This window comes from Stenotrophomonas sp. HMSC10F06 (assembly GCF_001807865.1).
Taxonomy (GTDB): Bacteria; Pseudomonadota; Gammaproteobacteria; order Xanthomonadales; family Xanthomonadaceae; genus Stenotrophomonas; species Stenotrophomonas bentonitica_A.
The window spans coordinates 86439-105237 of the sequence record NZ_KV791308.1 but is presented as its reverse complement, the minus strand read 5'-3'; the positions used below and the strand labels follow the sequence as shown (position 1 = coordinate 105237).

Sequence of the window (18799 nt, the reverse complement as noted above, 5' to 3'; positions counted from 1 at the left end):
CTTGGAAATGCCGGGCGATCCAGATCGATGATGCACCCTGCAGACCACGGGTAGGTACCGACCGCTGGTCGGTACAGCCTTTACGGCCCCGGCGGCAACTTCACTTCGAAGCGGGCACCACCCAGCTCCGGCGAACGCTTCACCTGCAGCTCGCCGCGGTAGTCCTTGATCAGGTCCTGCACGATCGACAGGCCGATGCCGTGACCCTGCACGCGCTCATCGCCACGTACGCCACGCTGAAGCACCTTGGCGATGTCTTCCGGTGCGATGCCCGGGCCGTCGTCATCCACCGACAGCACCAGGCCCGCGCGACGCGCACCGGGGGCCGGCAACGGATGCGCGGTGAGCAGCACGCGACGCTTGGCCCACTTGAAGGCGTTCTCCAGCAGGTTGCCGAGCAGTTCCTGCAGATCGCCAGGCTCACCGTGGAAACGCGCGGCCGGGTCGATATCGAATTCACACAGCACGCCCTTGGAAGCGTAGACCTTCTCCAGGCCCCGCACGATTTCTTCGGCGTTGGATTCGATCGGCAACGGGGCGGAGAACAGCTTGTGCCCCGAAGAAGCCGCGCGCGCCAGCTGGTAGGACACCAGGTTGTTCATGCGCCGCAGCTGCACGTCGAACTCTTCTCGCAGATCCTCATCGCGAGCGCCGCTGTCGAGCTGCGTGCGCAACACCGCCAGCGGTGTTTTCAGGCTGTGCGCGAGATCGGCCAGGGTGTTGCGCTGGCGTTCGAGGTTCTCTCGCTCGCTCTCGATGAAGGCGTTGATGCTGTCGGTCAGCGGCTCCAGCTCGCGCGGATGGCGTTCGCTCATGCGCTCGGTTTCACCGCGCTGGACCTTGGTCAGCTCATTGATCACGCGCCGCATCGGGCGCAGGCTCCACTGCAGAATGACCGTCTGCAGCAGCAGCAGGATCAGACCGATGCCGCCGAGGTAGAACCACACGCGCCCGCGGAATACGCGCAGCTGTGCGCCGAGCGCGCGCGAGTCTTCGAGCACGTAGATCGTGTACGGGAACTCGGTGGCCGGGTCGGCGTCGGCATCCCAGACCAGGCCCATGCCATAGCGGTAGGCCGAGCCCTCGCTGCCGTCGATCTGGATCATCGGCAACGGGCCTTCGAAGACTTCCTGGCGCGGGGCCAGCATGCCGCCGCCCACGGTAGGAAGCATCGGGCCTTCGGCGGACATGGAGTTGCCCTTGCCGTCGGGCATCACGACCTGCAGATAGAGGCCGCTGCCGGGAACATCAAAGCGCGGATCCGGCGGCTGCTCGCGGATGTACAGCGAGCGGTCGCGGGTGAAGTCGATGCCGGCCGCGTAGGCGGTGGCGTAGTTCTTGAGGCGCTCGCGCAGGTTGGCCTTCGCGGTATCGGCGAAGGCGGCGTCCAGCGCGTAGCCGGCCAGGGCCAGGAAGGCCACCAGGCCCACCGAGGCGGCCAGCAGCTGGCGCGCCTGCAGTGAGCGCGGCCGCCAGCGTTTAAAGAACCACAGACGGCCGGACATCATCTATCGCCAGCCGCAGCTCAGCCTTCGTTGCGCGGAATGGCGAAGCGGTAACCGCGGCCACGCACGGTTTCGATCGGCTTGAGTTCGCCGTCGGCATCGAGCTTCTTGCGCAGGCGGCCGATGAAGACCTCCAGCACGTTCGAGTCGCGGTCGAAATCCTGCTGGTAGATGTGTTCGGTGAGGTCGGCCTTGGAGACCAGTTCACCGGCATGCATCATCAGGTACTCGAGCACTTTGTACTCGTAGCTGGTGAGGTCCACATTGCTGCCGTTGACGCTGACCGTCTGCGCGGCAAGATCCAGCGCGACCGGGCCGCATTCCAGCGTCGGCTTGCTCCAGCCGGCGGCGCGGCGCAGCAGCGCATTGACGCGGGCCAGCAGCTCTTCCACGTGGAACGGCTTGACCAGGTAATCGTCGGCGCCCTGCTTGAGGCCCTCGACCTTGTCCTGCCAGCTTGAGCGCGCGGTCAGGATGAGCACGGGGAACTTCTTGCCCTCGTCGCGCAGCGCCTTGATCAGTTCCATGCCCGACATCTTGGGCAGGCCCAGATCGATGATGCCGACGTCGAACGGTACTTCGCGGCCCATGTACAGACCTTCCTCACCGTCCTGCGCAGCATCGACGGCAAAGCCTTCGCGCTTGAGCCGGGCTGCCAGTGTTTCCCGCAGCGGGGCTTCGTCTTCGACCAGAAGGATACGCATGAACTCTCCCTAGTGTCCTGGGTATGGCCCCATGGGGCCAGTGGGTAATGCAGATGACTGCGGACAACTATCCCTGTTCAGGGGTTATCGCCGCGTAGTGATGACATATCCGAGCGCGGCGTGCGGGGCTGTGAACGCGATGTCGCCGGATCGTCCATATAGCGGACGCGACCGCGATCATCCATGTACTTCACCCGGTTGATATCGCGCCCATCGAAGGGCACGCGCTCGGCGCCGAGGATGTGTCCACCGGTAGTACGTTGCACCCGACGCACCGCGTCGGACAGCGAGCGCTCCTGCGGGCCACCACGTTCGGCCGTGCGCATCATCTCGGCACGGGCCGCTTCCGGCGGTGGCATCTGTGCCCACGCACTGCTGGAGGCAGCGGCGCCCGTCGCCAACAGGGCGAAGGCGGCAATGCGGCGGTGGCGGGTCACGGAGAACATCGGTCTGATCCTAGCGGAGCGCGGCTAAACGTTCAAAAGTTGTGAATCGGCAACCGCCAGCCTGGGCCGGCGCTTTACGAATCTTTAGCGAATTCTTGGTTTTAGCCAGTGAATCCGATCTGAACTTTTCCTGCCGCCTCCCCGCGCCGTTCATATAAGTGAACATTGGCGGTCAAAGCGGGATACTTGTCAAGCCGACAAGGTGACGCGGCTCACGCGGCGACGCGTTCGGCCTGCGCCCGGGTCACTGCCAGTGCCTGCTCGATCAGGCTCCAGTCGGCCCCGACCCGGTGCGAGCCCTCGCTCAGGATCTGGCGGAAAGCGCGCCCACCTGGCTGCCCATGGAACAGGCCCAGCAGGTGGCGGGTGATGTGCTTGAGGGCCAGCCCGGCGGCCAGCCGGGCCTCGATGTAGGGCTGCATCGCGCGCAGCAGGGCTTCGCGAGGTTGCAGCGCGGCGCCGGTCTGGGCGGCCTCGAGCTGATGCAGCACGTAGGGATCGTGGTAGGCCGCACGGCCCAGCATCACCCCGTCCAGGGCCGGCAGCTGGGCCTGCGCCGCCTCGATCGTGGCCAAGCCGCCGTTGAGGACGATCTGCAGCTGCGGGCGGTCGGTCTTGAGGCGGTGCGCCCAGTCGTACCGCAGCGGCGGCACTTCGCGGTTTTCCTTGGGCGACAGGCCCTTCAGCCACGCGTTGCGGGCATGTACCACGAACATCGCACTCCCGGCGTTGGCCGATTGATCGACGAAGTTGACGAAGTTTTCGTAGTCGTTGTCGTCATCTACGCCCAAGCGACATTTCACCGTGACCGGAATGTCCACCGCGGCAACCATCGCGCCCACGCACTCGGCGACCAGCGCCGGCTCGCGCATCAGGCAGGCACCGAAGCGGCCGGCCTGCACGCGGTCGGACGGGCAGCCGCAGTTGAGGTTGACCTCGTCGTAGCCCCATTCCTGCGCGATACGCGCAGCCTGGGCCAGCAGGCCCGGATCGCTGCCGCCCAGCTGCAGGGCCAGCGGATGCTCGCTGCCGTCGAAGCCGAGCAGGCGCTCGCGGTCGCCATGGATCACCGCGTTGGCGTGCACCATCTCGGTGTACAGCCGTGCGCCCGGTGCCAGCAACCGATGGAAGTACCGGCAATGGCGGTCCGTCCAGTCCATCATTGGGGCGACGGACAGGCGCAGGGAGGCGGCGTAACGCGCGGCGGCGTCGGTGATCGGCTGGGTCATGGGGCGCGGGGCTGTCTGAATTCACTGGCAATGCCAGCGCAATCAATAGTTTACCCCCTTCCCATGAACGCTGCCCGAGGGTGCAGCCGGCGGCCGGATCGCGCGCGGAGTACCCGCCTGCAACGACGGCGGTAGACAATGCAGCCCTGCACGTCCCTCCCAAGCATCCATGCCCGCGCTCCGTCTGCCCAGCTTCGACCCCACCACCGAGCAAGGCGTCCTGCGCCTGTCGATCGCCGCCTCCCTGGCGATGGCCGCCGCGGCCGTGGCGTTCGGCCTGTTGGCCAACTCCTCGCTGATCATCTTCGACGGGATCTACGGGCTGATCGACGTGGTGATGACCTGGCTGTCGCTGCTGGTGGTGCGCCTGATCAGCCTGTCGACCCACGTCGATACCCTGCAGTCGCGCTTGAACCAGCGCTTCACCATGGGTTTCTGGCACCTGGAGCCGATCGTGCTCGGGGTCAGCGGCACGTTGATGATCGGCGCGGCGCTGTACGCGGCGGTCAATGCGGTGGACGCCCTGATGTCCGGCGGACGCGAGATCGCGCTGGGGCCGGCAATCCTGTTCGCGGTGATTTCGATCGTGGCCGAAACCGGCCTGGCGCTGTTCGTGCGCCGGGCGAACCGGTCGATCGGCTCGGACTTCATTGCCCTGGATGCCAAGAACTGGGTCGTCGCGGCCAGCATGTCGGCGGCGTATCTGGTCGCCTTCGTCGGCGGCTATGTGCTGGGCGGCACGCCGTGGGCGTGGCTGGTCCCATACATCGATCCGGCGATCCTGCTGGTGGTCTGCCTGTTCGTGGTGGTGGCGCCGATGGGCACGGTGCGCCAAGCACTGTCGGACATTTTGCTGATCACGCCGCTGGATCTGCAGACGCACGTGGACGAGGTGGCGCGCGCCATCGTGGCCCGGCACGGTTTCCTGGAGTACCGCAGTTACGTGGCCAAGGTCGGGCGCGGTGAGCAGATCGAACTGTTCTTCGTGGTGCGCGCCGATGATCCGCCGCGGGCGCTGATCGAGTGGGACCGGCTGCGCGACGAGATCGGCGAGGCGCTGGGTGAGGAGTCGCCGGACCGCTGGCTGACCATCATGTTCACCACGGATCGGGAGTGGGCGATCTGAGCGAGGCCAACGGGCATCGTCCTATCGCTCGGTTCCCGCGCTGCCCTGCTTCCACTGCCGCGGCGACTGCCCGGTCTGCGCCTTGAACGCGCGCGACAACGCCGCTTCGCTGCCGTAGCCCACATCGATGGCGATGCGCTTGAGCGGCTGGCCGCGGCGCAGCGCCTGCTGCACCAGGCGGGTGCGCCAGCCCTGCAGGTAATGACCGGGCGTACTGCCGATGGTGTCGCGGAAGCTGTCGGCGAAGGCGCTGCGTGACATGCCGGCGCGCTGCGCGAGCGACTCCAGCGTCCACTCGTCGGCGGGCGCTTCATGCATCGCCACCAGCGCGTGGCGCAGACGCGGATGGGCCATGCCGGCGAGCAGGCCGACGCGGATCTGGCCACTCTCCATCAGCGCGCGCAGGATCTGGATCAGCACCACTTCAAACAGACGATCCAGCAGCGCCTGGCGGCCGCAGCGCTGCGCGAAGGCTTCTTCGAACAGCAGTGACAGCACCGGCTGGCCGCCGTACAAGCCCTCCAGCGGCAGGCACACGATCGGCGGCAGCGCAGCGGCGACCGGGTTGTTGGCGCCCCCTTCGAACTGCAGGTTGGCGCACGCGAAATCCGCGCCCCGCGTGGCATCGGTGACGAAGCGGTGCGCGAGCGGGCGCGGGTACAGCAGTACGCTGGGCGTGGTGATCTGCAGCACGCTGCCGTCCGGATGCTCGACGCGCACATCGCCCTCGCGGATCAGATGCAGTTGGCCACGCTCGCCATCGCCCGGCAGATCGTTGATGCCGCATAGCGCGCCGGCGTGGAACACCTCGGCCGACACCGCGAAGCGGTCCAGCAGGGATTGCAGTCGATCGACCATTGGCGGACTCTAGATCAAGTTTTCTGGACGAAATGTTGCCATAAGTACGACTCAGGCGCGCAAAGTACACCTGCCATCTGGCCCACCCCTTTCACTCCGCAGGAGATTCCCATGCCCATTGCCAACGTTCTGTACACCGCCCAGGCCACTGCCAACGGCGGCCGCGACGGCCGCGCCGTCTCTTCCGACAACGTGCTGGACATCCAGCTCTCCACCCCGCGCGAGCTGGGCGGTGCGGGCGGCCCGGGCACCAACCCGGAGCAGCTGTTCGCCGCCGGTTACTCGGCCTGCTTCCTGGGCGCGCTGAAGTATGTGGCCGGTCAGGCCAAGGTCGCTCTGCCGGCTGAAACGCAGATCACCGGCAAGGTCGGCATCGGCCAGATCCCGACCGGCTTCGGCATCGAAGTGGCGCTGGAGATTTCGGTTCCGGGCCTGCCGCGCGAGCAGGTCGAAGAACTGGTGCAGAAGGCCCACATCGTGTGCCCGTACTCCAACGCGACCCGCGGCAACATCGACGTGACGCTGACGGTGGTCTGAAAAAAAATGGGCGGCTGCCTGACTTGATCGTCTGGCAACCGCCCATCCCACCGCGGTGGATCCCGTGGGCGTACCCATGGGATGCATCTTGTTCTGTTGCAAAGACCAACGGTCGTTGCCTACCGGTGAAGCCGGATGTCGCCGGTGTCGATAGTGACGTTGCCGGCCAGCGGACGGCACTACCCGCTACTTGTCGTGCGTGATCAGCTGCACCACGCTGGAGAAATCCAGCTTGCCGCGACCGGCCTGGTGATTCATCGAATACAGGTTGCGCGCCAGCTCGCCCAGCGGGATCGAGGCGCCGACGCTCATCGCCGCTTCCACCGCCAGGCCCATGTCCTTGAGCATCAGGTCGCTGCCGAAACCGCCGCTGTAGCCGCGCGAGGCCGGGGCGTTTTCCAGCACGCCGGGCCACGGGTTGCACACTTCGGTTGCCCAGCTGCGGCCGGTACTGACCGCCATCATCTGCGAGAGCACCTTCGGGTCCAGCCCGTGTGCGACGCCCAGCGCGATCGATTCACCGGTCACCGCCATGATCACGCCCAGCGCCATGTTGTTGCACAGCTTGGCGACCTGGCCAGCACCGCTGGCACCAACGTGGAAGATGTTCTTGCCCATCGCCTGCAGCAGCGGGCGCGCACGCTCCAGTGCCTCGGCTTCACCACCGACGATGAAGGTCAGCGTGCCAGCCTGCGCACCCGCCGTGCCGCCGGAGACCGGGGCATCCAACATCTGCAGGCCGCGCGCCGCGGCGGCTTCGGCGACCTTGCGGGCGGTGGCCGGGGCGATCGTGCTGCAATCGATGATCAGTGCGCCACCCGGGATATCGCCGAGCAGGCCATCGTCACCGAGGTAGACGCCTTCCACGTGGCGGCTGGCGGGCAGCATCGAGATGACGATCTCGGCGTCGGTCAGCGTATCCAGCGCCGAGCTGGCGGCGGTGGCGCCGGCATCGACGGCGGCCTGCACAGCGGCGGGCACCAGATCGAACACGCGCACGGCGTGACCAGCCTTGGCCAGGTTGGCGGCCATCGGGCCACCCATGTTGCCCAACCCGATGAATGCAATACGGCTCATGCGTGGCTCCTTTCAGGGACGGTGGCACCAAGGTCGGCCAGCGGATGCGCGGCATCGGACCACGGCGAAACGAAGAAGGTGCGGGCCCACTCGGTTGTGGCGTCCGCCAGGGTGCGCGGCTGCCACTGCGGGTTGCGGTCCTTGTCGATCAGCAACGCGCGGATGCCTTCGGCGAAGTCACCATGCGCGGCCGCGTGCAGGGCTGCGATGTATTCGATGCGGTAGACCTCGGCCAACGAGGCGCCCTCGGCCAAGTGCTGCAGCTCGAACGCGAGCCGCGCCGAGCCGGGTGCACCGGCGGCGAGTGTGGCCTGCGCGGTCTTCAGCCAAGCATCCTCGGTCTCCAGGGCAAGGATCGCCTCGACGATCGCGCCAACGTCGTCACCGGCGCACAGCGCATCCACGGTGGCGGCATTGCGCAGCAGCGGGCCGGTGGCCGCATCGCTGGCGTGCTGCTGCAGCAGCGCGGTCAGTTGTTCGTGGTTGCGCTTGGCCTCGCGGCTCCAGTGCACGTCCGCCAGCGCGTTGAACACGGTCTCGCGCTGTGCCTCGGCGATGTGGATATCGGCCAGGCCGGCGTAGATCGCATCGCCGGCGTTGAGCGGTGCACCGGTCAGGGCCAGGAACAGGCCGCCGTGGCCGGGCACGCGCGGCAGCAGCCAGCTGCCGCCCACGTCCGGGAACAGGCCGACGGTGATTTCCGGGAACGCCAGCTTGGAGCGCTCGCTGACCACACGGTGGCTGGCGCCGGACATCAGGCCGATACCACCGCCCATGACGATGCCATGGCCCCAGCACAGGATCGGCTTGGGATAGGTGTGGATCGCGTAGTCGACGCGGTACTCCACGTCGAAGAATTCAGCGGCGTAGGCGTTGTCGCGGATGTCGGTCTTTCCGCTCTCGCGGTAGTCGACCATGCTGCGGTACAGGCTGTGCAGGTCGCCGCCGGCGCAGAAGGCTTTTTCGCCCGCGCCCTGCAGCACGACCAGCGCAATGCCGTCATCAACGGCCCAGGCCTCCAGCCGCTCGCGCAGCAGGTGCGCCATCGGAAGCGAGAACCCGTTGAGGGTGCGCGCTGCGTTGAGCGTGGCGATGCCGATGCGCGTGCCATTGGCGGCGGCGCGCTCTTCGAACAGCACCGGTGCCTCGTCGCTGGCGACGGCGGTGCTCATGCGTTCTTCCACTGTGCGGCGCGCTTTTCCAGGAAGGCGTTCACGCCTTCGGCCTGGTCGGCGCTGTCGAACAGATCGACGAAGGCCTCGCGCTCGGCCACCAGCGCCGAGGCGTGGGTACCGGTACGGGTGGCCTGCACCAGCGTCTTGCACGCGGCGATGCTGGTCGGGCTCTGCTTGCCCGCCTTGTGCGCCCATGCCAGGGCCAGCGCCTTGGCTTCACCCTTGCCGACCTTCTCTTCGACCAGGCCGATACGCAGTGCAGTGTCCGCATCGATGCGCTCGCCGAGCAGGATCATGCGCTTGGCCCAGCCTTCGCCGACCAGACGCGGCAGGTTCTGGGTGCCACCGGCGCATGGCAGCAGGCCGACGGAGGCCTCCGGCAGCGCCACCTGGGCGTGTTCTTCGATGATGCGCAGGTCGCAGGCCAGCGCGCATTCCAGACCGCCGCCCATCGCGTAGCCGTTGATCGCGGCGATGGACACGCCACGGAACCCGGACAGCGCTTCAAAGGCTTCGCCGAAGCGACGTGCGGCTTCGCGGGCGGCCGCCTTGTCGCCGGAGGCGAACTGCTTGAGGTCGGCACCGGCGGAGAAGAACTTCTCGCCATCGCCGGTGATCACCAACGCGTAGATATCGCGGTCTGCGTTGAGCGCGCCGACCAGATCGCGCAGCGCGGACAGGCTGTGCACGGTCCAGGTATGCGCCGGCGGGTTGTTGAGGGTGATGACCGCGACGTGGCCATCGGCCTCGACCTTCAGGCCGACATGATCATGCTGGCGCCACTCCATCATCGCAGTTCCTCTTCAGTGTTGAGCAGGTGGCGGGCCACGATCACACGCATGATCTCGTTGGTGCCCTCCAGGATCTGGTGCACGCGCGAATCGCGCAGCAGCCGTTCAATCGGGTATTCACGGATGTAGCCGTAGCCGCCGTGGATCTGCAGCGCGTCGTTGCAGATGTTGAAGCCGGCATCGGTGGCGAAGCGCTTGGCCATCGCGCACCACACGTTGGCATCGCTGGCACCGGCATCGAGCTTGCGCGCGGCGGTGTGCACCATCTGCCGTGCGGCGACCAGCTGGGTGGCCATGTCGGCCAGCTTGAACTGCAGCGCCTGGAACTCGGACAGCGCCTTGCCGAACTGACGGCGCTCGCCCATGTAGCGGCGGGCGGCATCCAGTGCGCCCTGGGCAGCGCCCAGAGAACAGGCGGCGATGTTGATGCGGCCGCCGTCCAAACCCTTCATGGCCAGCTTGAAACCACTGCCTTCCTCGCCGAGCAGATGGCTGACCGGCACGCGCACGTTCTCGAACGCGATGCCGCGGGTCGGCTGGCTGTTCCAGCCCATCTTCTCTTCCTTGCGGCCGTAGCTGATGCCCGGCAGATCGGCCGGTACCGCGATCGCGCTGATGCCACCCGCGCCTGGACCGCCCGTACGCGCCATCACCACCAGCAGCTCGGTGGCACCGGCGCCGGAGATGAAGGCCTTGGAGCCGTTCAATACGTAGTGATCACCGTCACGCACCGCGCTGGTTTTCAGCGAGGCTGCGTCCGAGCCGGCACCCGGCTCGGTCAGGCAGTACGAGGCCAACTTGGTACCGGACGAGAGGTCTGCACCCCATTCGGCACGAAGACTCTCCTGGCCCCACTTGGCCACCATCCACGACGCCATGTTGTGGATGCTGACATAGGCCGCCGTGGACGGATCCACATTGGCGAGCTCCTCGATGACGACGGCGGCGTCCAGACGGCTCAAGCCGCTGCCGCCGACCTCGGGGTCCATGTACAACCCACAGAACCCGAGTTCCCCTGCCTTGGCGATCGCCTCGCGCGGAAAGATGCCCTCCGCATCCCATCGCGCGGCGTGCGGCGCCAGTTCGGCCTGGGCGAAGTCACGCGCTGCCTCTCTATAGGCCTGCTGCGCTTCGTCGAGTTCCGTCGTCATCGAGTGGCTCATGGTCGAACTCCGTTGTTGCGGTTGCTTACTTCAGGCTGATGGTGGTGTTGACGCCATGACCCAGCGTCTCGTCATCGAACCAGCGCGAGGTGATGGTCTTGGTCTGGGTGTAGAACATCACCACCTGCTTGCCGTACGGGCCCAGGTCGCCGAGCTTGGAGGCACGCGAGCCGGTGAACGAGAACAGCGGCACCGGCACCGGGATCGGCACGTTGATGCCGACCTGGCCGACGTCGATGTCTTCCTGGAACTTGCGGGCGGCCGCGCCGGACTGGGTGAACAGCGCGGTGCCGTTGCCGTTGGGGTTGGCGTTGATCAGTGCGATGGCATCTTCCAGGGTGTCCGCTTCCAGGATCACCAGCACCGGCCCGAAGATTTCCTCGTCGTACACGCGCATCCCCGGCGTCACGCCGGCGAAGATGGTCGGACCAACGAAGTTGCCCTTCTCGAAGCCATCGACCTGCGGGTTGCGGCCATCGAGCACCAGCTTGGCGCCCTGCTCCACGCCCGAGGCGATCAGGCCTTCGACACGCTCACGCGCGGCGCAGGAGATCACCGGACCGACATCGGTACCGGCGACACTGCCGCCGCTGACCTTCAGCGTCTTGGCCTTGGCCACCAGGTCCGGCACCCACTCGCGTGCTTCGCCGACCAGCACCAGGGTGGAGGCGGCCATGCAGCGCTGGCCGGCCGCACCGAAGGCGGCACCGACCATCGCATTGAGGCTCTGTTCCTTGTTGGCGTCCGGCAGCACCACGGCGTGGTTCTTGGCGCCCATCATGCACTGCACGCGCTTGCCGGCCAGCGAGGCACGGTTGTACACGTGGGTGCCGACGCGGGTGGAACCGACGAACGAAACCGCCTTAATGTCCGGGTGATCGCAGATCGCGTTGACCACGTCTTCGCCACCGTGCACGACGTTCAGCACGCCCTTGGGGATACCCGCTTCCAGCGCCAGTTCGACCAGGCGCATGGTGACCATCGGGTCCTGTTCGGACGGCTTGAGGATGAAGGTATTGCCGGTGGCGATCGCCATCGGGAACATCCACAGCGGAATCATCGCCGGGAAGTTGAACGGGGTGATGCCCGCGCAGACGCCGAGCGGCTGCAGAAGGGTGTACGTATCTACGCCGTTGGCCACGTTGTTGGCCAGCTCGCCCAGCTGCAGGTTGCCGATGGCGGCCGCGTGCTCGACCACTTCCAGGCCGCGGAACACATCGCCTTCGGCATCCGGCACGGTCTTGCCCTGCTCGGCGCTGAGGATGTGGGCCAGCTCGCTCATGTTCTCGCGGATCAGCTGCTGGTACTTCAGGAAGATGCGCGCACGGGTGCCGATCGGGGTCTTGCGCCAGGTCTTGAACGCTTCCTTGGCCGAGGCGACGGCGGCGTCGACTTCGCCGGGGGTGGCAAACGGGACCTGGGCCAGGACGTCCTGGGTGGCCGGATTGACCACGTTCTGCCAATGCGAGCTGGCCGATTCGATGAACTGGCCATCGATCAACATGCGGATACGGGGCGCTGCAACAGTCATGGACAATCCCGGCGGGTCGAAAGTTGTTGGCATTATTCACAGTGCCACCCTCGATTTCCGGGCTGTATGCGCTTAATCTGGCCAATGCCCGCTACGATTCTTGTGAATTCTGTGAATAGCCAGCCTGTCCAACGCCAGCTCGGCCTGCGCCTGCTCAAACTGCGCGAGCAGCGCGGCTACAGCCAGTTGGCGCTGGCCAAGGCCCTGGGGCTGTCGGCCAGCTACCTGAACCAGATCGAGCGCAACAAGCGGCCGTTGACCCCGGCGGTGCAGGGCAAGCTGCGCGAGGTGCTGGGTGACGTCAGTGAACTGTTCGAGGTCGATGACCCCGGCGCGCTGCAGGAATCGCTGGGCGAGACCCTGCGCGATCTGGGCCTGGCCGATGTCAGCAGCACCGAGCTGCGCGCCATGGCCGGCAACCTGCCGCAGATCAGCCGCGCCCTGCTCGACCTGCACCGCCGCCACCTGATGCTGCGCGAGCATGCCGCCGCGCTGGAGTTCCAGCTGGGCGATGTGGATGCCGGGCAGGCGCTGCCCGCGGGCGACCAGGTACGTGACTTCTTCAACCGCATGCACAACCACATCCCCGAGCTGGACGACCTGGCCGAGCAGTTGTTCAGCGAATGGGGGCTGGTGGCCGGGCATGTTGCGCCGCGCCTGCGCCAGTTGCTGGCCGACCGCCATGGCGTGCTGGTGGAAGTGGGGCCGCTGCAGGCTGGCCGCGAGAAGCGCGTCTACGATGGCGGCAGCCGCACCCTGTGGCTGCCCGATTACCTCGAACCGGGCCAGCAGGCGTTCCAGATGGCCGCCGAACTCGCCCTGCTTGGCTACGCCGCGCAGATCGATGCGGTGATCGCACGCGCGGGCTTCGGCGAAGCGGAGCAGATCGCCCAGGCGCGGATCGGCATGTCCAACTACTTCGCCGGCGCGCTGGTGATGCCGTACGCGCAGTTCCTGCGTGCCGCCGAGCACAGCGCGTATGACATCGATGCGCTTGCCCATCGCTTCGGCGTGGGCTTCGAGGCGGTCTGCCATCGCTTGAGCACGCTGGCCCGGCGCAGCGCGCCCGGCCTTCCGTTCTTCTTCATCCGCGTGGACCGCGCGGGGAATGTGTCCAAGCGGCACTCGGCCACCGACTTCCACTTCTCACAGGTGGGCGGCTCGTGCCCGCTGTGGATCGTGTACGAAGCCTTCAACCAGCCAGGCCGCGTGCTGACCCAGACCGCGCGCATGCCGGACGGGCGCCGCCACTTCTGGCTGGCGCGGCAGGTGAGCAGCGGCCCGATCGGGCATGGCCAGCCACGCAAGACCTTCGCCGTGGCGCTGGGCTGCGATCTGCAGCATGCCGAGCGGTTGATCTACACACGTGGGCTGGATATCCAGAGCCCGGGCAACTCGGTCTCGATCGGCCCGGGCTGCCGGGTGTGCCCGCGCGAAGACTGCATGCAGCGCGCGTTCCCGCAGCTACCGGGACGCGGGTAGCGTCGACCGTTGGTCGACGTGCGTCCGATGCCGCGAGTGTTGGCACCGTTGCGAAGAGCAGCCGACCGACGGTCGGCTCTACCGGTCATGTGACGTTTAGCTGGAAGCCGACCAACGGCGGGCAGGTCGGATCGGGATGCGGTCCATCGCCGACTCAGTAGATTGGCGTGACCTTCATCTGCGGCAGCGGGCGCGGTGCGCCGTCGGTGAGGTCCGGCCCGAGGTCTTCCCAGGTCTGGCCCTGCTCGACCATGTGCCGCCACAGCTGCTGCGATTCGCGCCGTTTGTCTTCCGAACTCAATCGGTAGGACGGCGGCACCGGCATGCCGGTGGCCACACTTTGATACGCCGCTTCGTATGCCGCCACGCGTTGTGCAGGGTCATCGGTGCGCGCCACATCCAGCGTGTAGCGCTGGTAGGCCGAGGCCAGATTGCGCCAGCGGATCCAGTAATGGTTGGCGAAGGAGAAATCGCAGAAGCGCTCGCCGGCGATGCTGCCCTTGTCGGCGATGCGGCTGAGCACGGCCTGTGGCATGTCCAGGTTCATGCCGCCCTCGTCGCCCTCCAGCGCCACATGCACGATGCGGTCACGGTAGCCCGGCGCGCGGGCCTGCAGCACATCGCGCCAGTTCTGCATGGTCGAGACGATCGAAAAGAGAAAGCCGGACATTTCCGCGGCGGCCAGCGGCTGCGCGATGGAATGGTAGGTGCGCTGCCAGCCATGGCGGTTCTCGGTCGGCAGGAAAACCGCCTGCTCCGCCCGCGCATGCGTATCACCGTGGGCCAGCACGCCGACCGCCTCGGCGTGACGCGGATACACCAGATTGATGCCGAAGGTCGGCCAGCGCGGCAGCGCGGCGTCGAACAGGTGGATCGGAAAGTTGCTGCTGATCCCGCCATCGGAGAACCAGCACACACGGAACGCGGCGATCACCGGGCCACAGCTCTGGCCACCACTGGTGAGCCCTTCCATGCTGTCGGCGACGTTGGTGTTGTCGCGTCGGGGCTCGGCATCGGCGACCGGCTCGCAGCGACGCTCGCGCCGGGCCGGCTCGTGCAGCGGCACTGCGCTGATGAGTAGTGGGAAGCTCAGGCTCATGCGCGTGGCCACCAGCACCGGCAGGTCCTCGCCATCGACCAGGCGGTAGTAGTCGCGCCCATCGACGTGTTCGGGAGTGCCGGCGCGCGCGACCAGCCAGTCGACCACGCTGGCCGGGAACAACTGCGCGAACTCCTCGCGCAGGAACCAGAAGTGCGCCGCATTGAACGGCAGCGTGCGTGGTTCGGTGTGGGAGACGCAGGTGGTGATCATCTGCAGCGTGATCGCGTGCGCGCCACTGGGCTCGCCGGGATAACGTGGTGCGGCATGCAGGTCGCCGAAGGTCAATGGCTGCTCGTCCGGCTTGCCGGCCAATGCCTGCAGCTGGGTGTGCAGCCAATCCGTCAGCGCCGGTCCGGAAGCGTTCGGCTGGGTGCTGCCATTGCACAGGCCAAGCAGGTTACGCCGTGCCACGCGCGCCACGCGCAGTGCCGAGGCCAGCACGCCAGCGCCGTAGGCGCACAGCAACGACGGCAGCAGCGTCGCCCAGATGCCGTCGATGCCCCCGGCGAGGTAACCGATGCCGAGCAGGCCCGCCAGTGAGACCAGCAGTTCCAGCGGTGCGATCGCGAATACCGCGGCGAGCAGGCAGGCAATCTTGCGCAGCAGGCCAGCCTTGCCGGTCAGCATCACCAGCAGGCGGTACGCGGTACGCGCGCCATACGCCGGCTGGAACAGGCTGTGGATGAAGCCCTGCCGGGACAACTGCGCCGATACCCCGGCCAGCCCCGGAAAGCCTACCGCCGCGGCCACCGGCTCACCGGCCTGGCGTCGCCGGTCACCCAGCGCCGCTGCAGCGGCCACGGCAGCGGCAATGGCGCCGGCCGAGGTGCCGCCGATGCTCTTGAAGCGGTACTCGCGGGCCAGCGACAGCACCGCGTTGGGATACACGATGCCGCTGGTGATGCCGCCCTTCATGACCAGATCGCAGTACTTGTCCGCCACGTTGCCGTCCTCTGTCCGCCCGTGCGCGGCCGATCCGCACACCCTCCCCGCCTGCCCCCGCAACGATGCAGGGGCCAAAGAGGTCGATGGCGACAGTATCGCCCGTGCGCTTCTCAGGGCCTGAGAAGCGCGGCACGGAACGGCCTATTCGGCCTTGCCGGACTGCGGCACGCGCCGCACCTGGGAGAGGTCATAGCCCAGCGCGGCGACCCGGGTCATCGCCGCCTGGTAGTCCGCGTCGGAGATGGTCGGGGTGCGGGCCATCAGCCACATGTAGTCGCGCTTGCTGCGGCCGACGATGGTCTGTTGGTACTCCGCGTCCAGGTAGACGATCACGTACTCGGCCTGGATCGGCCAGATGAACTGCATGCCCCAGACCGCGCCGCCCGTGCCGTCCTTGACCGTCCCGACCGGGTGCATGGTCTTGACCGGCGCTTGGAAGCTGCCCTTGCGATAGCGGAAGGTGGTCTGGATGCGGCCATCCGGACGCAGTGCGTAGGATTCAACTGCGTCGAACGCCTCGCGCTCGGGCCGGCTGGGGATATGCGCGATCACATACCAGTCGCCCATGAAGCGCGGCACGTCCACGTGCGCCACCGGCGGGATCGGACGGGTGTTGCCACTGCAGCCGCCGAGCATCATGCCGACAGCCAGCAGGGGAATGAGAGCGCGGATCGACATGACGGCTTCCTCCAGGAACGTGGGGTGATCACGGACGGTTGAACAGGTAATGGGCCACCTGCCACTGCTGGCCCTGCTGATAGCCGAACAGTTCCGCGCAGGCCATCCAGAACATGCGCCAGCGCTGATGCCACAGCGCGGCCGAAGCATCGCCGTAGGTCTGGCGCAGCACGGCCATCACCGCCTCTTTCTCGCGATCCTGGTTGGCCAGCCAGTGATTGGCGGTGCGCTCGTAGTGGGTGCCATCGAGCAGCCAGCGCTGCTGCAGCTGCAGGTGCTGCTGGAAGAACAGCAGCGTATCGGCCGCCGGCATCAGGCCACCAGTGAAGAAATGGCGGCCCATCCAGTTGTCATCGCCCTCGGTTTCGAACGGGTACATCAGCGTGCGGTGCACGAAGATATGCACAAACAGCTTGCCCTCGGGGCGCAGCCAGCGGTGGATGCGCTGCAGCAGCTGCGGGTAGTTGCGCATGTGCTCGAACATCTCGATGGAGACACAGCGGTCGAAGGTCTCCGCATCCAGCATCAGATGGTTCACGTCACGGGTCAGCACGGTGACGTTGATCAGGCCACGCGCGCGGCACTGGCCCAGGATGTACTCGCGCTGGCTGTTGGAGTTGGAGACAGCGGTGATCTGCGCGTTCGGGTAGCGCTCGGCCATCCAGAGCGTCAGCGACCCCCAGCCGCAGCCCAGCTCCAGGATGTGCTGTCCATCGGCCAGCTGCGCGCGCTCACCGTACAACGCGAGCATCGCCTCTTCGGCCTCGTCCAGCGTTTCGCTGCCCGTGGCGTAATAGCAGCTGCTGTACTTCAGGCGCTTGCCCAGGCAGCGATGGAAGAACGCGGCCGGCACTTCGTAGTGCTGGCGATTGGCCGCATCCACGTGCAGCGCCACCGCGCTGCTGGCCAGCCCGGCAATACGCGCGGCAAAGCGCTGCGACTGGACCTGCTGGCCACCGGCAAGCTCTTCGCGCAGGCGTTGCTCGCACTGGCGGCGGATGCCCAGCCGCAACAGCGCATCGGGCACGAGCCCACGTTCGGCCAGGCCGGTCAGGCCCGGTGCGTAGTCCGGCAGGGGCAGTTGGTCACTGGCGACATTCACGGTGAAGACTCCTTGCGGGCATGCGACGAACGGAAGGGGAACCACGGGAACAGCATCGGCGTGGTGCGCTGGTACTCGCGGTAATCCTCACCGCGCGAGCGCAGCGCCTGCGCCTCGGTGAAGGGAATGCCGCTGACCCAGCGCAGGAACACGTACATCACCAACGGGCCCGACCACGCCAGCCACCACAGCGGCGACTGCACGGCCAGCAGCACGTAAGTGAACCAGTGCAGCCACTCGAAGAAATAGTTGGGGTGCCGCGAGTAGCGCCACAGACCGTCACGACAGGTCTTGCCCTTGTTCGCGGGATTCGCGCGGAAGCGCGCCAGCTGGCGGTCGGCGATGGATTCACCGCTCACGCTCAGCAGCCACATCGCCATTGCCGCGATCAGCCAGCCCCAGCCCTGCGGTTGCGGATTGACCGACACGGCCACGAACGGCAGCGCGAACAGCACGATCAGCAGGGCCTGGAACTGGAAGAAGCCGAAGATCTTTCCCTGGTGGCCGTTCCAGTGCCTGCGCAGGTGCTGGTAGCGTCCATCCTCGGGTTCGCTGCGCACCCGGTGCCACAGGTGCAGCGCCAGGCGTGATCCCCACAGGCCACCCAGTACCGCCAGTGCGATCCGTGGCATCGCCGCACCATCGCCGAGCAGGGCCAGCAACAGGGCCGACGCGCCGACGCCCTTGGCCCAGAGCACATCGACCACGCCGATGTTCTGATGCCGGCGTTGCCACCACCAGCCCCAGGTCATGATCACGGCGGCATATAGCCACACCACCCACAGCATCTTCATCGTGTCTCTCCAGGAGTGAGTGTGTTCAAGGGGGCCGTGCGGCCCTGCCAATGGCGGGCGCAGGCGGCCAGCAGCGGCAGCGCGACCGCCCAGCCGAGGCCGAGCAGCAGCACGCCGTGCCACTGCGGTGTGGCGAACACCACCGAGGACCAACCGCGCGCAGCGGACAGATACGCCAGCGGCGCCAGCAGCAGGCCGACCAGCGCGGCGGCAATGAGATGCCGCTGCAGCACCGCGAACGACACCGTCAGCGTCATCGCGAAGGCGGCCCACAGGGCCAGAATCCAGACCGGTGCGATCCACGCGCGCTCATTGGCAGCCGCGTAGGTCACCCACCCGGACGCACCCGCCAGCCCATCCACGAGCAGGCCGCACCCGATCGCCACCAGCATGAGCCTGAGCTCCACCGACGGCTGCGCCGACAACGCCAGCTGGCTGCCCACGTAGGCAGCAGCCGCCACCAGCGCCGGCCAGCGCAGCCCGTGGCCGGCACCGATCACGGCGCACAGCCACACCAGCTGGTTGCCGATCACGTTGGCCCAGAATCGTGTCAC

At 67.0% G+C, this 18799-nt stretch carries 18 protein-coding genes; 3 read left to right on the top strand and 15 right to left on the bottom strand.

Going from position 1 to position 18799, the window contains the following annotated elements; genetic code table 11:
- Window positions 1-80: 80 nt before the first annotated feature.
- From HMPREF3113_RS17465 to dusA, 4 genes are all read right to left on the bottom strand, one after another.
- Window positions 81-1505 carry an ATP-binding protein gene (locus tag HMPREF3113_RS17465; RefSeq protein ID WP_070474511.1) on the bottom strand — a complete coding sequence of 475 codons (1425 nt, stop codon included), beginning with the start codon at window positions 1503-1505 and terminating at the stop codon, window positions 81-83.
- Between the two features lie 20 nt (window positions 1506-1525).
- On the bottom strand, window positions 1526-2209 hold the full coding sequence (locus HMPREF3113_RS17460) for a response regulator transcription factor (RefSeq protein ID WP_019185514.1): 684 nt from the start codon (window positions 2207-2209) through the stop codon (window positions 1526-1528).
- Between the two features lie 77 nt (window positions 2210-2286).
- Window positions 2287-2655: a hypothetical protein gene (locus tag HMPREF3113_RS17455; RefSeq protein WP_046272358.1), complete on the bottom strand. Its 369-nt coding sequence runs from the start codon at window positions 2653-2655 to the stop codon at window positions 2287-2289.
- Window positions 2656-2867: 212 nt separating this feature from the next.
- A complete protein-coding gene (gene dusA / locus HMPREF3113_RS17450; protein ID WP_070474383.1) occupies window positions 2868-3884 on the bottom strand; it encodes a tRNA dihydrouridine(20/20a) synthase DusA in 1017 nt (338 codons plus the stop codon).
- 169 nt (window positions 3885-4053) lie between these two features.
- Here dusA and HMPREF3113_RS17445 point away from each other — a divergent pair, with 169 nt between their 5' ends.
- Window positions 4054-5010: a cation diffusion facilitator family transporter gene (locus HMPREF3113_RS17445; RefSeq protein ID WP_070474381.1), complete on the top strand. Its 957-nt coding sequence runs from the start codon at window positions 4054-4056 to the stop codon at window positions 5008-5010.
- A gap of 21 nt (window positions 5011-5031) precedes the next feature.
- Here the strand turns inward: HMPREF3113_RS17445 and HMPREF3113_RS17440 are convergent, their stop codons facing one another.
- Window positions 5032-5868: an AraC family transcriptional regulator gene (locus HMPREF3113_RS17440; RefSeq protein ID WP_070474380.1), complete on the bottom strand. Its 837-nt coding sequence runs from the start codon at window positions 5866-5868 to the stop codon at window positions 5032-5034.
- 111 nt (window positions 5869-5979) lie between these two features.
- Here HMPREF3113_RS17440 and HMPREF3113_RS17435 point away from each other — a divergent pair, with 111 nt between their 5' ends.
- Window positions 5980-6405, top strand: coding sequence for an organic hydroperoxide resistance protein (locus HMPREF3113_RS17435; RefSeq protein ID WP_070474379.1), 426 nt, complete (start codon window positions 5980-5982; stop codon window positions 6403-6405).
- 186 nt (window positions 6406-6591) lie between these two features.
- Here the strand turns inward: HMPREF3113_RS17435 and mmsB are convergent, their stop codons facing one another.
- From mmsB to HMPREF3113_RS17410, 5 genes are read right to left on the bottom strand one after another with little or no spacing between them, the layout of a single operon-like run.
- A complete protein-coding gene (gene mmsB / locus HMPREF3113_RS17430; RefSeq protein WP_070474377.1) occupies window positions 6592-7482 on the bottom strand; it encodes a 3-hydroxyisobutyrate dehydrogenase in 891 nt (296 codons plus the stop codon).
- Complete coding sequence (locus HMPREF3113_RS17425) at window positions 7479-8654, bottom strand: enoyl-CoA hydratase/isomerase family protein (protein WP_070474376.1); 1176 nt, start codon at window positions 8652-8654, stop codon at window positions 7479-7481. The genes mmsB and HMPREF3113_RS17425 overlap by 4 nt, the downstream gene beginning before the upstream one ends.
- Complete coding sequence (locus HMPREF3113_RS17420) at window positions 8651-9448, bottom strand: enoyl-CoA hydratase (RefSeq protein WP_070474375.1); 798 nt, start codon at window positions 9446-9448, stop codon at window positions 8651-8653. Before HMPREF3113_RS17420 ends, HMPREF3113_RS17425 begins: the two co-directional genes overlap by 4 nt.
- Window positions 9445-10611 (bottom strand): acyl-CoA dehydrogenase family protein, encoded by a 1167-nt coding sequence (locus HMPREF3113_RS17415; protein WP_070474374.1) that lies wholly within the window; start codon window positions 10609-10611, stop codon window positions 9445-9447. Before HMPREF3113_RS17415 ends, HMPREF3113_RS17420 begins: the two co-directional genes overlap by 4 nt.
- Window positions 10612-10636: 25 nt before the next feature.
- Complete coding sequence (locus HMPREF3113_RS17410) at window positions 10637-12142, bottom strand: CoA-acylating methylmalonate-semialdehyde dehydrogenase (RefSeq protein ID WP_070474373.1); 1506 nt, start codon at window positions 12140-12142, stop codon at window positions 10637-10639.
- A gap of 111 nt (window positions 12143-12253) precedes the next feature.
- Between HMPREF3113_RS17410 and HMPREF3113_RS17405 the strand changes: the two genes are divergently transcribed.
- Window positions 12254-13624: a helix-turn-helix domain-containing protein gene (locus HMPREF3113_RS17405; RefSeq protein WP_254665323.1), complete on the top strand. Its 1371-nt coding sequence runs from the start codon at window positions 12254-12256 to the stop codon at window positions 13622-13624.
- 154 nt (window positions 13625-13778) lie between these two features.
- Here HMPREF3113_RS17405 and HMPREF3113_RS17400 read toward each other — a convergent pair whose 3' ends face one another.
- From HMPREF3113_RS17400 to HMPREF3113_RS17380, 5 genes are all read right to left on the bottom strand, one after another.
- Window positions 13779-15668 (bottom strand): patatin-like phospholipase family protein, encoded by a 1890-nt coding sequence (locus tag HMPREF3113_RS17400; RefSeq protein ID WP_139146402.1) that lies wholly within the window; start codon window positions 15666-15668, stop codon window positions 13779-13781.
- A 144-nt stretch (window positions 15669-15812) separates the two neighbouring features.
- On the bottom strand, window positions 15813-16349 hold the full coding sequence (locus HMPREF3113_RS17395) for a lipocalin family protein (protein WP_070474369.1): 537 nt from the start codon (window positions 16347-16349) through the stop codon (window positions 15813-15815).
- A gap of 28 nt (window positions 16350-16377) precedes the next feature.
- Window positions 16378-17451: a cyclopropane-fatty-acyl-phospholipid synthase family protein gene (locus HMPREF3113_RS17390; protein ID WP_046272309.1), complete on the bottom strand. Its 1074-nt coding sequence runs from the start codon at window positions 17449-17451 to the stop codon at window positions 16378-16380.
- Window positions 17448-18245, bottom strand: coding sequence for a DUF1295 domain-containing protein (locus HMPREF3113_RS17385; protein ID WP_070474366.1), 798 nt, complete (start codon window positions 18243-18245; stop codon window positions 17448-17450). The genes HMPREF3113_RS17390 and HMPREF3113_RS17385 overlap by 4 nt, the downstream gene beginning before the upstream one ends.
- A complete protein-coding gene (locus tag HMPREF3113_RS17380; RefSeq protein WP_070474363.1) occupies window positions 18242-18799 on the bottom strand; it encodes a DUF2878 domain-containing protein in 558 nt (185 codons plus the stop codon). Before HMPREF3113_RS17380 ends, HMPREF3113_RS17385 begins: the two co-directional genes overlap by 4 nt.